Origin of the sequence: Rhizobium sp. NZLR8, from assembly GCF_019685025.1 — a bacterium.
Lineage (GTDB): Bacteria > Pseudomonadota > Alphaproteobacteria > Rhizobiales > Rhizobiaceae > Rhizobium.
Window position 1 is genome coordinate 583,652 of record NZ_JABDVY010000001.1, and the last position, 14,445, is coordinate 598,096.

Consider the following 14,445-nt stretch of genomic DNA (forward strand, 5'->3'; position numbering starts at 1 on the left):
GATGGTTGCGCCGCGAGCGAATTGGAAGGGCTATATCAAGTTCGGAGAAGTCGCGTTTCCCGTTGCGCTCTACACGGCGGCATCCTCTTCCGAACGGATCGCCTTCAATACCTTGAATCGAAAGACCGGCAATCGTGTCCGGCGCGAGTTCGTCGATAGCGAAACCGGCGATGCCGTCGAGCGCGACGATCAGGTCAAAGGCTTCGAGATTGAGGATGGGCGATACGTCGTCCTCGAACCCGATGAAGTCGCGGCCGCAATTCCAAACAGCGACAAGACGCTGAAGGTCGAAGCGTTCATTCCCATTGACGAGGTCGACGACGTCTATTTCGACAAGCCTTATTATCTTGCTCCTGACAAGATGGGCAGCGATGCCTACAAGCTGCTGCGCGACGGCATGACGAAAGCCAAGGTCGCCGCAATTGCCCGCACGGTTCTGTTCAGGCGCCTGCGCACCGTTCTCATTCGGCCGCATGGCAGCGGCCTCATTGGCTCCACCTTGAACTACGACTATGAGGTCCGCTCGTCGGAAAAGGCTTTCGAGGAGATGCCGGATCTGAAGATCGAGGGCGAGATGCTGGAGCTTGCCAAACACATCATCAACACGAAAAAAGGCCAGTTCGATCCCAAGCAGTTCGAAGACCGGTATGAAAAGGCGGTGGCGGAGCTGGTGAAGGCCAAGATAGAGGGCCGGACTCTGCCGAAGAAAAAGGCGGTCGCCGCGTCCAAGCCGAGCGATCTTCTGCAGGCGCTGCGTGAAAGTGCGGGAATGTCCGCGCCTGCCAAGACCAAACGCACCGCGGCCAACGCCAATGCCGGCAAGAGCAGGCAAAAAGCCACTCGAGCGTCCGGATCCAAGGGCCGCAGCACCGGCGCCCACCAGCGCCGTGCCGGCTGATCGAGGAGGAAGTGATATGCCCCGCCCCCACTGGAGAGGCTATCTGAAGCTGTCGCTGGTGACCTGCCCCGTCCAGATGACGCCGGCCACGTCGGAAAACGAAAAGGTACGCTTCCACACTTTGAACCGGGAAACCCGGAACCGCGTCGTGAGCCACTATGTCGATTCCGTCACCGGCAAGGAGATCAAGGAGGAGGACGAGGTCAAGGGCTATCAGCGCGGTGAGAACGAGTATGTGATCCTCGAAGACGAGGAACTGGAAAACGTCGCGCTGGATAGTACCAAGACCATCGACATCGAGGTCTTCGCACCGCGCGACGGTGTCGAGTGGATCTGGCTCGATACGCCCTATTACCTCTCTCCGGACGACCCGGTCGGTGAGGAGGCGTTCACCGTTATCCGCGACGCCATGGCAGCCGAGAATATGGTCGGTATTTCCAGGCTGGTGATCTCGAGGCGGGAACGCGCCGTCATGCTCGAGCCACGCGGCAAGGGTATCGTGCTCTGGACGCTGCGTTACGGTGACGAGGTTCGCGACGCCAAGACCTATTTCGAGACGGTTGACGATGACGCAGCCGACAGCGAGATGATGCCGCTGGTTCAACAGCTGATCAAAAAGCAGACGCAGCACTGGAGCCCGAAAATGGTCTCCGATCCGGTTCAGGACAAGCTTCTCGATATCATCGATGCGAAGCGGAAGCAGATGAAAAAGCCGGGCAAGGCGAAGCCCAAGGCGAGCGAAAAGGAAGAGCCGGCGCCGAGCAACGTCATTAACATCATGGATGCGCTTCGCAAGTCGGTCGAAGCGGAAAACCGGTCCGGGAAGGGCAAACATCCATCATGACGCGTTCGCGCCGCCCCTCATTGCCATTTCTCAACGAGTCCAACACAACGCTGCAGTCTCGTCCGATCCGCAAGCGCGATCCCGACCAGCCAAGCCTGCCCTTCGATCCAATGCCGGCGAGGATCGAGCCCTGCCTTGCGCTGCTGAAACCCACCGTGCCGCTGGGTTCGGATTGGCTCTACGAGGCGAAGTGGGATGGCTACCGGCTGGCGATCCACATCGAGCCGAAGAGCGTTCGTGTCATTACGCGTGGTGGCCATGACTGGACCGACCGCTTTCCCACCATCGCCGCGGCGGCCAAAGAACTGGGTGTGGCCACCGCCATACTGGACGGGGAAGCGGTGGTTATGGACGAGCACGGCCGATCGGATTTCGGCGCATTGCAACGTTCGCTCGGCGGTCGAGGCGGCAAGCGGGTCTCGTCCGAGTCGATGCTCTACGCCTTCGACCTTTTGTATCTTGACGGACATGACCTGACCGGCACCGAACTCGCCGTGCGTCGGCACCTTCTTGAAGACCTGATACCAGAGGGCGGCAATGGGCAGATCCGCTTTTCCGAAGAGATAGACCAGCCGGCCGAAGACCTCCTCGAGCATGCCTGCCATCATCGGCTGGAGGGCATCATCGCCAAGCATCGCGACCGGCCCTACCGCAGTGGCCGAACAGGCGACTGGCTGAAGATCAAATGCGTTGAGAGCGAGAGCTTCATGATCGTCGGTTACGAACAGTCGGCATCCGCGCGCGGCGGCATCGGCAGCCTGCTGCTCGCCGGCAAGAAGGGTTTTGACTGGATTTCCGTGGGGTCGGTCGGAACCGGTTTTAGCACTAGCGATGCCGAGCACCTGAAAAAGACGCTCGACCGATTGAAGACGACCCGGCCGGTCGTTCCCCTGAAGGGCAAGCGCTACGTCTTCGTGCAGCCGACACTGATCGCCGAGATCGAGTTTCGCGGTTGGACCGATGACGGCAGTCTCCGCCACGCCTCGTATAAAGGGCTGCGCGAGGTTCAGGACAACGCGGCCGTGTTCGATATGACCGGCTTCGGCAGTTGAGGATCACGATCGCCTGTGGTCCCCTTGGGAAGCTCCAAATCCGAAGCGGCAGCAGCCTCAGACGTCGTCCTGAAGGTAGCGCTCCGCGAGCCTTGCCCACATTGCCGCGCCAACCGTCAGGCTGGCATCGGCGAAGTCGTATTTGGTGCTATGCAGCATGGCGGAATTCATGCCATTGCCGAGACGCAGGAAGCTGCCCGGCTTGTGCTCGAGAAAGTGTGAAAAATCCTCGCTGCCGGGAATGAGCGGGCAAGTCGCGACCCTGTCTTCGCCGATCAGTTCAACGGCTACGATCCGGGCAAAATCCGTCTCAACAGGCGAATTGACGACGACAGGATTACCGCGATCGTAGTCGATCTCGATGGAAGCATCGTGACCTTCGGCCACTGAGCGGGCCAGCTTGGTGATGCGCTGCTGCAGAAGATCGCGGATGCGCGGCTCGAAAGAGCGCACGCTCAATGCGAGCTTGGCATATTCCGGAATGACGTTGACCGCATCGCCGGCATGGATCGTGCCGACGGTAACGACCGCCGTCTGGGTCGGATCGAGGTTGCGCGAGATGATCGTCTGCAGCGAGACGACGAGGTTGCATGCCACGACTACGGGATCGATGGTCAGGTGCGGGCGCGAGGCATGGCCGCCTTTGCCCTTGATGGTGATATTGACGGTATCCGAGGCCGCCATCATCGGGCCTGATCGCAGCAGCAGGGTGCCTTCGGGAGCGCCGGGGTGGTTGTGCAGACCAAAGATTGCGTCGAACGGAAACCGCTCGAACAGGCCGTCGGCGATCATCGCCTGGGCGCCGCTATTCTTGCCCGCCTCTTCCGCCGGTTGGAAGATCAGTGTCACCGTGCCGCTGAAGCGGCGGGTGCGGGCGAGATATTCGGCTGCGCCGAGCAAGACGGTCGTGTGGCCGTCATGGCCGCAGGCATGCATCTTACCGGGAGTGTTGCTGGCATAGGAAAGCCCCGTTGCCTCGACGATCGGCAGAGCATCCATATCGGCGCGGATGGCGATACTCTTGTCACCCTTGCCTGCGCTGAGCCGCGCGACAACGCCATGGCCCCCGACATTGCGGGTCACGTCATAACCCCAGCCTTCCAGCTTTTCGGCGACATAACGTGCCGTTTCCGCTTCTTCGAAAGAGAGTTCCGGACGAGCATGCAGATACTGGCGGGTCGCCTTCAGCTCCGCCTCCATAGCTTCGAAATCGGAAACGCGGGCATAGGCATTATCGAGCGTGGGCATGAACACATCCAGTCGTGATCGAAAAGAACCATTGCTCCGGCCTGCGGGTCGAAGCAGCTGAGTGGTGCCAGTCAGAGAAATCGGGCGAGAAAGGCCTGGGTGCGAGGATGTTGCGGATTTCCGATGACATCCTCAGGCTTGCCCATCTCAACGACATTGCCGTCGTCCATGAACACGACCCGATCGGCCGCCTCACGGGCAAAACCGATCTCGTGGGTCACGACGATCATCGTTAGGCCCTGTTTGGCGAGATCGCGCATGGTGGCAAGCACTTCGCCCACCAGCTCCGGGTCGAGCGCAGAGGTGGGCTCATCGAACAGCATCAGCTTCGGCTTGATCGCCAGGGCGCGGGCGATGGCGACGCGCTGCTGCTGACCGCCGGAGAGCTGGCGAGGATAGCTGGCCGCCTTTTCCGACAGACCGACCCGCTCCAAAAGCCGCAGGGCATTCTCCGTCGCAGCCTTGCGACTTTCTCCGTGCACGCCGACTGGGGCCTCGGTGATGTTCTGCAGCACCGTCATATGCGGATAGAGATTGAACTGCTGGAACACCATGCCGATCTTGCGCCGCTGGCGGGCGATCCCGTTGCTGGACAGCTTTTCCAGCCGGTCCTTGCGGATGCGATAGCCGATCTGTTCGCCATCGACTTCGATGAACCCCTGATTGATCGCTTCGAGATGGTTGATGCAGCGCAGGAAGGTCGATTTTCCCGATCCGGACGGGCCGAGCACCACGACGACTTCACCCGGCATGACGTCGAGGTCGATCCCCTTCAGCACGTCGAGCTGGTCGAAGGACTTGTGGACGTTGCGGGCCCTGACGAGAGGCTTTGTGGTTGCGGCGGCGGTCAATGGCTTGCCTCCTCGACACGGGTCTCGGATTTGGCGGCTGCGGTATTGCTGCGCCGTTCGCTGCGGCCGTAATAGGCCTCGATATAACTCTGGCCGAGATTGAGGATCGAGGTGATGAAGAGGTACCAGAGGACCGCGACAAGCAGCATCGGCACGATCTCGAACGTACGGTTGTAGATCGACTGGACGGAATAGAGCAGATCGGCCATGGCGATGACGCTGACGAGCGACGTCGCTTTGATCATGCTGATCAGCTGGTTGCCCGTCGGCGGCACGATCGAGCGCATCGCCTGCGGAATGATGATCCGCCACAGCGCCCTGCCCTTGGTCATGCCGAACGCTTCCGCCGTCTCGAACTGGCCGCGATCGACGGAGAGAAGGCCGCCGCGAATGATCTCGGCCATGTAGGCCGCTTCGTTCAGAGCCAAGCCGCCGATCGCCGCCGTCATTGGCGTGATCACCGAATTGGTCTCCCAGCTCGCCAGCGTCGGGCCGAACGGAATGGCGATCGAAAGTTCGGGAAAAAGGGTCGAGAGATTGTACCAGAGGATCAGCTGTACCAAGAGCGGCGTGCCGCGAAAGAACCAGATGAACAGCGATGCCAGCGACCTTGCGAGCCGGTCATTCGACAGCCGGGCGATCGCCAGGCCGAGGCCGAGAACGATGCCGATGGCCATCGCGACCACGGTGAGGCCCAGGCTGACGTAAAGGCCTTTGATGACTGTCGGATCGAAGAAATAGGCCGCGACAACAGGCCAGCCGAAATTCTCGTTGTGGGCGACGATCCACAGGAAGTTCGCGGCAACGAGGAGCACGACCACCCACAGGACGAGCCGGCCGGTTCGAAAGGGCTTATGGGCGTTGGCGACATCCCGAAAATCCGCACCGCCCGAAGGCGGTGTGGCAGTCGTGCGGTCATTGCTCATTTCGGCAGGGCTCCACCAAGATTGAGGCCGGGCTGCTTGATCATGTTGTTCTCAAGACCCCACTTTTTCATGATGGCGGCATAGGCGCCGTTATCCATCAACGACTTGATCGCGTCGAGCAGAACGGGGCCGAGCGGCGAGCCTTTCGGCACGACGGCGCCCTGATAGAGATCGTCGAACCCATTCTTCTGGCCGACGCCGCTCAGTTCCAGCTGGCCGTTTGCCTGAGACACGAAATAGGTCAGCGGCGCCTGCGAGGAGAAGAAGGCATCGGCGCGTTTGGAGCGGACCGCCAGGATCGAGCTCGGCTGGTCGGTGTAGGACTGCACTTCAAGCGCGGGCTTGCCGTCCGTCTTGCACTTTTCGACCTGAGCCTGGATCACCTTTTCGGCGGAGCCGCCGGCCATGACAGCAATGCGATTGCCGCAGGCGCTGTCGAGTGAACCGATGGCCTTCGGATTGCCCTTCTGGACGGAAAAGACCACGTATTCCTGAACCCAGTCGACGAAATCATTGGCCTCTTCGCGGGTCTTGAAGTCACCGATCGGGCCAAAGGCGAACTGGTATCGGCCGGAGTTGATGCCGGCGAGCAACGCGGTCAATCCGCTAACGGTTTCGTGCTCGATCTTGACGCCGAGCATCTGGCCGATCGCATCGGTAAGATCGGCGCTGGCGCCGGTCAGTTCCGTGCCGGTGACGATCTCATAAGGGGGAAATGAACCATTATTGACGGAGATCATCTTGCCGTCTGTGCGGATCTTCTCCGGCAAGCGGGCGCGAAGCGCGTCGTTGACGGTCTGTTTCGGAACGGCGGCTTCCTGGGCGAACACCGACGTCGTCATCATCAGGCCCAACAGGGCGGCGGAAGCGATCAGTTTCGAATGCATGTCATTCCCCTTTTTGGTCTTGCGAAAATGGTGGCTCAACGATGAGGCCTGCGAGGAGTTTCACCGGGCTTTGGCGTGCCACGGAAACAGGTCGGCGGGTGTCAAAAGGCGCGGCATGATCTTCTGTTCGTAAAGTTCCTCGGCGAAGCCGGCGATCATTGCCTCGTTCTCGGCAAGCCCGCTGACGTTCCAGGTCGGCGGCAGGTCGGCTGCGCAGCGGCGCAATTCGTCGATCATCCACGGCGTGGTGTCGGCGTATTTCTCGCGCTTCTCCAGCCAGATACGCTGGGATTCGTCGATCAGCTCGCTGAGTTCATCCATGATCCAGGGATGCTCCATGACGATTTCCGCCTTGAAGCCGATCAGATGCATGCCCGGAATATAGCCGACCGCGTGGAAGTAAGCGACTTCAGCGGAGCGGAAATCATCCAGCACCTGACGCAGCGGCGAACCCTGATCGAAAAAGCCCTTCGGCATGAAAGGCGTGAAAACGGCGTCCAGCCGACCATCCAACAACAGATCGACCATAGGGCGTTCGCCGGGAGCAGCTTCGATACGGCCGGACCGTCCAAAGCCATCGAGCCGGTCGACGATCGGATGAGCCTCCGTCAGGCGCCCGGCATACCATGTGGCGTCCTCGACACCGACGCCTTCGCGGCGCAACGCAGCGCGGGTCCAGGTGTTTCCGGAATCGCGCCAACCGGTCACGCCGATATTCTTGCCGCCCAGATCGGACAGCTTGCGGATCGGACTGCCCTTGGCAGTGATGATGCAGCGATGGCGGAAGCCGCGCATGATGAAGTTCGGAATGCCGACGACCCGAGCATCGCCATCAAGCCGCATCTGCGAATAGCGGCTGAAGGACATTTCTGCGGCATCATGAGCCTCGTCATCGGCGAGACTGGAGACCAGCGTGCCCACACGATCCACTTTGATTTCGAGACGGGAAGACCTGACATCACCGAGCACCAGCGGTGTCATGTAATCCCAGTCTCTGAGGGCGATGCGAAGCGTTACAGGCATGCGAAGAACTCACGAAATTGCTCGACGAAGGGCAAATTAAATGTTCAAATTGATGAGTACAAATGTTATTACGTTATTGAACATTTAAAGTGAGAACAAAATGGGTGACGCGGTCGAAGCCTCCTGGTTTGCCGAAAAAATAACCGACCGCAGCATCCGCGGGATCGCTCTCGAAACGAGTGCACTGATCCGTGCCGGCGCCTTGCCCGTCGGCACGCGTCTGCCGGCGATCCGCGATATCGCCTATGAATTGCGCATCAGCCCGGCAACGATCTCGGAAGCCTGGAGTGAATTGCGGCGCCAGAAGATCATCAGCGGCCGGGGGCGCAACGGTACCTGGGTCAGCGGCGACCGCTTTGTCGCCAAGCCGGAGCGTCTTGCGAGTTCGGGAAATTATGCGGCGGGTGTACTCGACCTTACCTCTGCCGGGCCGGATGCAGCGCTTCTTCCCGGTCTGGCCAAAGCAATGGCCCATGGCGCGTCAGCCGCCGACCTCAACAGCTATGAGCGCAGCCGTATCGTGCCGGAGCTGAAGGATGCCATTTCGGAGCGATGGCCCTATGAGGCGGAGGCGTTTCTTGCCACCAATGGCGGCTACAATGCCGTCTATACGGTGTTGCATGCGCTGGTCTCTCCGGGTTCGTCGGTGGCGATCGAACATCCGACCGCGATGCGGCTGCTCGATATCCTGGAAGATCTCGGCGTCAGGATCATTCCCGTCGCCTGCGACAACGACGGTCCCTTGCCGGATTTGCTTCGCGATGCATTGCGACAGCGCCCGGCAGCCTTCCTGTTTCAGCCGCGGCTGCATTCCGTGACAGGGGTTACCGTCAGTGCATCCCGCCTCGACCAGCTCGGAGCCGTGCTGGAGGACAGCGATACGCTGATTATCGAGGACGACGGCGTCGGCGACGTGTCGGCAGCACCTCCGCATTCCCTGGGTGGTCGATTTGCGGAACGGACGATCCATATCCTGTCACACTCGAAAAGCCTCGGACCGGATCTGCGTCTCGCCGTCTTGTCGAGTTCTGCGCCTATCGTCGACCAGATCCAGTCCTACCGCTCCTTCAGCGCCGGCTGGACCAGCCGCATCCTGCAAGGGGCCGCCGCCTGGCTATTGCGCGATCCGGCAAGCTGGCGGCTCATCGCCGAGGCGCGCGACCGCTATCAGCAGAGGCGCGACGCTCTTGCCGATGCGCTCCGCGAGCGGGGAATACCGATACCCGCAGGCCAGGGCCTGTGCCTCTGGGTGCCCGTTGTGTCCGAACCATTCGCAATGGTGACGCTCGCCGCACGCAATATCGCCGTCAATCCGGGCAGCAAGTTCTCCGTCCTGCCAAGCAGCCATATTCGTGTCGCGACCAGCACGCTCAGCGATCGCTGCGAGGAAGTCGCCGATGCCATCGCTCTGGCCCATGCACCATGAAGGGCCGGGACTAAACACCTAGAGCCTTTCCTGGTTAGATTGAAGCATTCTGTTGGCTCAAACGGATTCGGATGGTCGACCGGCCGGCGCGCGTCGTAGCCAAGCGCTACGGCTAGTGGACCATTCCGCCTGGTTTCGTCCTGTTGGAAAATTGGTGGACGAGCATGATACCCTGCTCGAGGAGCAATTCGGCCGCCCGCAGATCGCGGGGCGCAAGCTCCCCCGATAGTCCCCGGATCGTATTGGCGATGCAGATGGAGTTGGCGACGAAGCGGGCGTCGCCCTCCCCTCCTGCCTCCTCAGCGGTTGCCTCAAGGGCGTCGGCGACGGTGTCGAGCAGGCTCGACCGTTCGACAAGCGTCATGTCGTTCAGGGTTTTCGAAATCTCGTTCATGATTGTCTCCTCGCGCGTGCCCAAGCCGGGTCGGAGCGCCGATTTTCTCGATTTGAGTCAGATGGCTTTGACTGTCAGATGGAGATGGACGTCTGTAGAAGCAACTCATAGCTGCTGCGCGCTTCACGCATGCGTGCGGCGAGCGGGGTGGCTCAATTCATCATTTCCCGCCGATCATTCCTGATGCTTCAAGAGGTCGGCAAGCATCGGGCGCTGGCCTTTCAAAAGCTTTGTTCCCGCGTCGGCCAGGGAAAACCAGCCCGCGCGATCGACCTCCGGAAAGCTCTTTAGCCGGCCCGATTTCGGGGGCCATTCCATTTGAAATTCAGAGCTCCGTATGGCGTTCACGTCCAATAGCGGATTGGCTTCGATCGACCACGCGACGACGATCTTGCCACTAGGCTGCCGGTATTCGCCCAGCGGTGTGACTATGCCGTCGACTGCAACACCCAGTTCTTCGGCAGTCTCCCTCATTGCCGCCGCCAGTTCATCCTCTTCCGGCTCGACCAATCCCTTCGGGATCGACCAGGCAGCCTCGTCTTTCCCAGCCCAGAAGGGACCGCCTGGATGGACGAGGAGAACTTCGAGGTCATTGGACACGCGCCGATAAATCAGAAGTCCGGCGCTGCGGATTGCCATCGCGTTGTGCCCTTCCTGCTTTCATCATGAGGCCAGACATTCCTCGCAGATGCCGCAGCCGTCGTCGTCCATCCATCGACACCGGCGTTTACAGCAAAGGCAAATACGGCCATCGGACTGGTCTTTTGTGTCTTCCGGAGGAATGATCTCGATCGTCGTATCGAATTGAGTGTCAGCCACAAGTTCCACCATCTCGTCGCTCCATCAGTCTATTGGACATGAGATAGGAGCGACTCCCGATGTCGGCAAGTTCTCGACCAGCGGCGCAATGAAAGTTGCGCGCTTTCACCTTGAGGGCGTCCCGTGCCGCCGGAACCTGGCGATATCAGTTGCTTGCCGGAATACGGGCGATGACCTTTATCTCGAAGTCGAAGCCGGCGAGCCAGTTGACGCCGAGTGCGGTCCAATTCGGATAGGGCGGCTTGCTGAAAATCTGTTGTTTGACGGCCATGATGGTTGCGAACTGGTTTTCAGGATCCGTGTGGAAGGTGGTGACATCGACGATATCATCGACCGTGCAGCCGGCTGCGCTGAGCGTGGCCTTCAGGTTTTCAAAGGCCAGCCGGACCTGGCGTTCGAAATCGGGTTCGGCTGTTCCATCCGAACGGCTGCCGACCTGTCCGGACACGAACAGCAGATCACCGGATCGGATCGCGGCGGAATAGCCGTGCTGCTCGTAAAGAGCGTGTCGGTCGGCAGGAAAGATTGCTTCGCGTTGGGTCATTATGATCTCTCTTTCTTGTTGGCAGCGACCGATTAGCGCGGCATAGCGCTTCACAAGCTCGCTCATTATTTGATATACGGAACGTATGCGTGCTATCGACATACGCGGCGTATGTCAAGTTAATATACGCTACGTATATGAATTTGAGAGGGTCAATGGCGAAAACACGCGGCGAAACGATGCAGGAAAACCGCGCCAAGTTGATCGCGGCAGCGCGAAAGGCTTTTGCGGAAAAGGGGTACTCCGCTGCATCGATGGACGAGCTGACCGCTGACGCCGGTCTGACACGGGGCGCGCTTTACCACAATTTTGGAGACAAGCGCGGGCTGCTGGCAGCGGTTGTCGATCAGATCGACATGGAAATGGCGGCGCGCGCCAAAGAGATCGGGGCTCTGGCGGGTAACGATTGGCGGGGCCTGCTCGCCGAGGGTGCGGCCTATATCCAGATGGCGCTCAATCCGGAAGTCCAACGCATCGTTCTGCTCGACGGACCTGCGGTGTTAGGCGATCCCTCGCAGTGGCCAAGCCAGAACACCTGTCTGCAGGTGACCAAGAGCACCGTCGAGCGCCTGATCGCACAGGGCGTCCTCAAGCCGCTTGACGCAGAGGCAACGGCCCGGTTGCTGAGCGGCGCGGCTCTCAATGCTGCTCTCTGGATTGCCGCCAGCGAAAATCCGCAAAACGTGCTGCCGAAAGCGGTCGACGCCTTTCATGCCTTGGCGGCAGGTCTGCTTTTGCAACGTTTGTGATCGTTCGCTGCAGGTCAGCGTGCAAGGCTGCCGGCGGCGGCGATGATCTCCGCCGCGGTCGGGAAGATGGAGAGGCTGTTCGGTCCGTCGAGCGCCTCGATTCGTGCCCAGCCGACGGTGCCGTTCGCATTGACCATGAAGTGCCCGACGAGTTGGGTAGCGTGATTCGCGAAGATCGCATGATCGGCTTCCGTAAGCTCAAAGCGGTCCTTGGCGTTGAGTATGGTGTTGGCTTCCATCGGGTGCCGCGGTTCCGGCAGTTCGCCGGTAGGGTTGATGCGTGCCGCCTGGAACTGCGCCATCGTCGCGCTATAGGGCCATTCGGGCTGCTCGCCACTCCCATCGGGCAGGAACCCGGCATGCGGCACACCGTAGGCCCGATGCGTGCGGCAGTCCGGGTCACATAGAAGCGTTACCGGCGTCGGCCGGTGGCGGAAATACAGGCGGGCACGTTCCACCGGCGTGTTGATAACGGCCACGGTCTCCACCCCGGCGGCACGCAGGGTCGGCTCTACGCCGGCAAGCTGTTCCAGCTGACGCCGGCAGAACGGGCAGTGGAGCCCGCGAAAGAAGCCGATCAGGAACGGGCGACCGCTCAAGTCGGCGAAAGAGACTGTTCCGTCGAAGTTGGCCGTGGCTAGTGCAAACCCGGGCGCGGCTTCTCCAGGTTGCAGCGGGCGTTTCTGGTCTCCCATGGAATAATTCCTTTATCGTATCGTCCAGATGGATGACCGACATTTAACTATACCACGTGTCGCAAGAAGGCCCAGTGCTCGACATTGAGACCGCCGAATGTGGTTCGGCATCCCATTTGCCGCTGTCACTCCTTCACCGCCCCGGTCATCGAGGACACGTAATAATCCACGAAGAACGAGTAGAGGATGACCACCGGGAGTGAGCCGAACAGGGCTCCCGCCATCAGCGCCCCCCATTCGAAGACATCGCCGCGCACCAGTTCGGTCAGCACGCCGACGGGAATAGTTTTATTCTCCGAGGACTGAATGAACGTAAGAGCATAGATGAATTCGTTCCAGGACAGTGTGAAGGCGAAGATCCCGGCCGAAATCAGCCCCGGCACGGCGAGCGGCAGGATGATCTTGGTGAGAATCTGCCACCGGTTGGCGCCGTCCACGAGCGCGCTTTCCTCCAGCTCGAACGGGATCGAGCGGAAATAACCCATCAGCAGCCAGGTGCAGAAGGGAATGAGGAAGGTCGGATAGGTGAAGATCAGCGCCAGCCGGGAGTCGTAGATCCCGAGCTTGAAGACGATGAAGGCAAGCGGGATGAAGAGGATCGAGGGCGGCACGAGATAGGCGAGGAAGATCACCAGGCCGACCGAACGCGAACCGGTGAAGCGGACGCGCTCGATGGCATAGGCGCCCAAGACCGAAGCCACAAGCGAGAGAAAGGTGGAGCAGACCGCCACCAGCATCGTGTTCCACAGCCAGCCCGGATAGGATGTCTCGAGGAACAGGTATTTGATGTGCGCAAGCGTCGGTCCCACCACCCAGAACGGGCTGTAATTGTTGTAGTCGGTCAGCTGGTCGTTGGGTTTCACCGCGGTGACCGCCATCCAGTAGAACGGGAAGAGCAGGACGAAGACGAAGACGGCCATCGGCAGGTAGAGCATCACGATCCGCCGCGGCAGGCGGTTCAGATAGCTCATGCCTTCGGCGTTGTCGGTCACGACCTGATCGGCGGTGTTTGAATTTGTCGACATCGTCACTCTCCTAAACCTTGGCCTTAATCCTGGCCGCCCTGCTGCCATTTGCGCCGTTGCAGGCCGAAGAAGCTGAACATGATCGCGCCGAGCAGGAAGGGCACCATTGCAACCGCGATCGCCGCACCCTCGCCAAGCTGGCCGCCGGGAATGCCGCGCTGGAACGAGAGTGTCGCCATCAGATGCGTCGCGTTGACAGGGCCGCCCTTGGTCAACACGTAGATCAGCTGGAAATCGGTGAAGGTGAAAAGCACCGAGAAGGTCATCACGACGGCGATGATCGGCGTCAGCATCGGCAGCGTCACATAGCGGAAACGCTGCCAACTCGTGGCGCCGTCGAGGGAGGCTGCCTCCTGCAGCGAGGCTGGGATCGTCTGCAGCCCGGCAAGCAGCGAGATCGCCACGAAGGGAATGCCGCGCCAGACATTGGCGACGATGACGGATATGCGCGCATTGATCGGGTCGCCGAGGAAGTTGATCGGTCCGCTGATCAGCCCCAGCTTCATCAGCGACCAGGAGATGATCGAGAACTGCGCATCGTAGATCCACCAGAAGGCCAGCGCCGACAGCACCGTCGGCACCACCCAAGGAAGCAGGACTATGGCCCGGAAAAAGGATTTGTAGGGCAGGTGCTGGTTGAGCAGCATCGCCAGCCAGAGGCCGAGCGCGAATTTCAGCACCGAGGCGACGGAGGTATAGAGGATGGTGTTGAAGACCGACAGCCAGAAGACCGAGTCGTCCATCAGGAACTGGTAGTTTTCCAGCCCGATGAAGACGCCGTCGCGGCCGATCCTGGTATCGGTGAAGCCGAGCCAGACGCCGAGCCCCAGCGGGTAGGTAAGAAAGCAGACAAGGAACACTGCCGCCGGCAGCATGAACAGGAAGCCGAGCACATTGTTGTTCTGCAGGAGCGAAGAGACCGGCCCACGTCTATCCCTCGAATTTGCCATCGACATTGCTTATCTCCAGATCGCGTTTGAACTCCCGGAGGAGGCTGCGGCATGCCGAAGGCCGGCACCCCGCTTGCTTTAGGAATAGTCAGAGCATGATGGCATCATGCTCCG

Annotated in this window: 16 protein-coding genes; 5 read left to right on the forward strand and 11 right to left on the reverse strand. The window is 60.4% G+C overall.

Annotated elements, in window-relative coordinates:
* Nucleotide 1: 1 nt before the first annotated feature.
* The 3 genes from HJB89_RS02795 to ligD are packed head-to-tail and all read left to right on the forward strand — an operon-like array spanning nucleotide 2 to nucleotide 2,794.
* Nucleotides 2-898, forward strand: coding sequence for a Ku protein (locus tag HJB89_RS02795; protein ID WP_207585264.1), 897 nt, complete (start codon nucleotides 2-4; stop codon nucleotides 896-898).
* A gap of 16 nt (nucleotides 899-914) precedes the next feature.
* A complete protein-coding gene (locus HJB89_RS02800; RefSeq protein ID WP_221148863.1) occupies nucleotides 915-1,742 on the forward strand; it encodes a Ku protein in 828 nt (275 codons plus the stop codon).
* Nucleotides 1,739-2,794, forward strand: coding sequence for a non-homologous end-joining DNA ligase (gene ligD, locus HJB89_RS02805; RefSeq protein WP_221140064.1), 1,056 nt, complete (start codon nucleotides 1,739-1,741; stop codon nucleotides 2,792-2,794). Before HJB89_RS02800 ends, ligD begins: the two co-directional genes overlap by 4 nt.
* Before the next feature lie 57 nt (nucleotides 2,795-2,851).
* On the opposite strand, the gene HJB89_RS02810 is transcribed toward ligD, so the two are convergent.
* The 5 genes from HJB89_RS02810 to HJB89_RS02830 form a co-directional block, all read right to left on the reverse strand.
* Nucleotides 2,852-4,042, reverse strand: a complete 1,191-nt coding sequence (locus HJB89_RS02810; RefSeq protein WP_207585266.1) for a M20 aminoacylase family protein — start codon at nucleotides 4,040-4,042, stop codon at nucleotides 2,852-2,854.
* A gap of 71 nt (nucleotides 4,043-4,113) precedes the next feature.
* Nucleotides 4,114-4,893 (reverse strand): amino acid ABC transporter ATP-binding protein, encoded by a 780-nt coding sequence (locus HJB89_RS02815; protein WP_207585267.1) that lies wholly within the window; start codon nucleotides 4,891-4,893, stop codon nucleotides 4,114-4,116.
* A complete protein-coding gene (locus tag HJB89_RS02820; RefSeq protein ID WP_207585268.1) occupies nucleotides 4,890-5,819 on the reverse strand; it encodes an amino acid ABC transporter permease in 930 nt (309 codons plus the stop codon). The genes HJB89_RS02815 and HJB89_RS02820 overlap by 4 nt, the downstream gene beginning before the upstream one ends.
* Entirely contained in the window at nucleotides 5,816-6,706 is an 891-nt protein-coding gene (locus HJB89_RS02825; protein ID WP_207585269.1) for an ABC transporter substrate-binding protein, read from the reverse strand. The genes HJB89_RS02820 and HJB89_RS02825 overlap by 4 nt, the downstream gene beginning before the upstream one ends.
* Before the next feature lie 60 nt (nucleotides 6,707-6,766).
* On the reverse strand, nucleotides 6,767-7,729 hold the full coding sequence (locus HJB89_RS02830) for a nitrate ABC transporter substrate-binding protein (RefSeq protein ID WP_207585270.1): 963 nt from the start codon (nucleotides 7,727-7,729) through the stop codon (nucleotides 6,767-6,769).
* A gap of 100 nt (nucleotides 7,730-7,829) precedes the next feature.
* Between HJB89_RS02830 and HJB89_RS02835 the strand changes: the two genes are divergently transcribed.
* Nucleotides 7,830-9,155, forward strand: coding sequence for a PLP-dependent aminotransferase family protein (locus tag HJB89_RS02835; protein ID WP_207585271.1), 1,326 nt, complete (start codon nucleotides 7,830-7,832; stop codon nucleotides 9,153-9,155).
* A gap of 112 nt (nucleotides 9,156-9,267) precedes the next feature.
* On the opposite strand, the gene HJB89_RS02840 is transcribed toward HJB89_RS02835, so the two are convergent.
* The 3 genes from HJB89_RS02840 to HJB89_RS02850 form a co-directional block, all read right to left on the reverse strand.
* On the reverse strand, nucleotides 9,268-9,549 hold the full coding sequence (locus HJB89_RS02840) for a hypothetical protein (RefSeq protein ID WP_221117728.1): 282 nt from the start codon (nucleotides 9,547-9,549) through the stop codon (nucleotides 9,268-9,270).
* Between the two features lie 174 nt (nucleotides 9,550-9,723).
* The gene (locus HJB89_RS02845) at nucleotides 9,724-10,188 is read right to left on the reverse strand and encodes an NUDIX domain-containing protein (protein ID WP_221117729.1); all 465 of its coding nucleotides are present in this window, start codon (nucleotides 10,186-10,188) and stop codon (nucleotides 9,724-9,726) included.
* A 325-nt stretch (nucleotides 10,189-10,513) separates the two neighbouring features.
* The gene (locus HJB89_RS02850) at nucleotides 10,514-10,912 is read right to left on the reverse strand and encodes a RidA family protein (RefSeq protein ID WP_207585632.1); all 399 of its coding nucleotides are present in this window, start codon (nucleotides 10,910-10,912) and stop codon (nucleotides 10,514-10,516) included.
* A 137-nt stretch (nucleotides 10,913-11,049) separates the two neighbouring features.
* Here HJB89_RS02850 and HJB89_RS02855 point away from each other — a divergent pair, with 137 nt between their 5' ends.
* Nucleotides 11,050-11,661, forward strand: coding sequence for a TetR/AcrR family transcriptional regulator (locus HJB89_RS02855; protein WP_207585274.1), 612 nt, complete (start codon nucleotides 11,050-11,052; stop codon nucleotides 11,659-11,661).
* Nucleotides 11,662-11,675: 14 nt separating this feature from the next.
* On the opposite strand, the gene HJB89_RS02860 is transcribed toward HJB89_RS02855, so the two are convergent.
* The 3 genes from HJB89_RS02860 to HJB89_RS02870 all read right to left on the reverse strand — a co-directional run bounded on the left by HJB89_RS02860 (nucleotide 11,676) and on the right by HJB89_RS02870 (nucleotide 14,337).
* Complete coding sequence (locus HJB89_RS02860) at nucleotides 11,676-12,356, reverse strand: redoxin domain-containing protein (protein ID WP_207585275.1); 681 nt, start codon at nucleotides 12,354-12,356, stop codon at nucleotides 11,676-11,678.
* A 125-nt stretch (nucleotides 12,357-12,481) separates the two neighbouring features.
* Nucleotides 12,482-13,381: a carbohydrate ABC transporter permease gene (locus HJB89_RS02865; protein ID WP_207585276.1), complete on the reverse strand. Its 900-nt coding sequence runs from the start codon at nucleotides 13,379-13,381 to the stop codon at nucleotides 12,482-12,484.
* Nucleotides 13,382-13,404: 23 nt separating this feature from the next.
* Nucleotides 13,405-14,337: a carbohydrate ABC transporter permease gene (locus HJB89_RS02870; protein ID WP_207585277.1), complete on the reverse strand. Its 933-nt coding sequence runs from the start codon at nucleotides 14,335-14,337 to the stop codon at nucleotides 13,405-13,407.
* Nucleotides 14,338-14,445 lie beyond the last annotated feature (108 nt).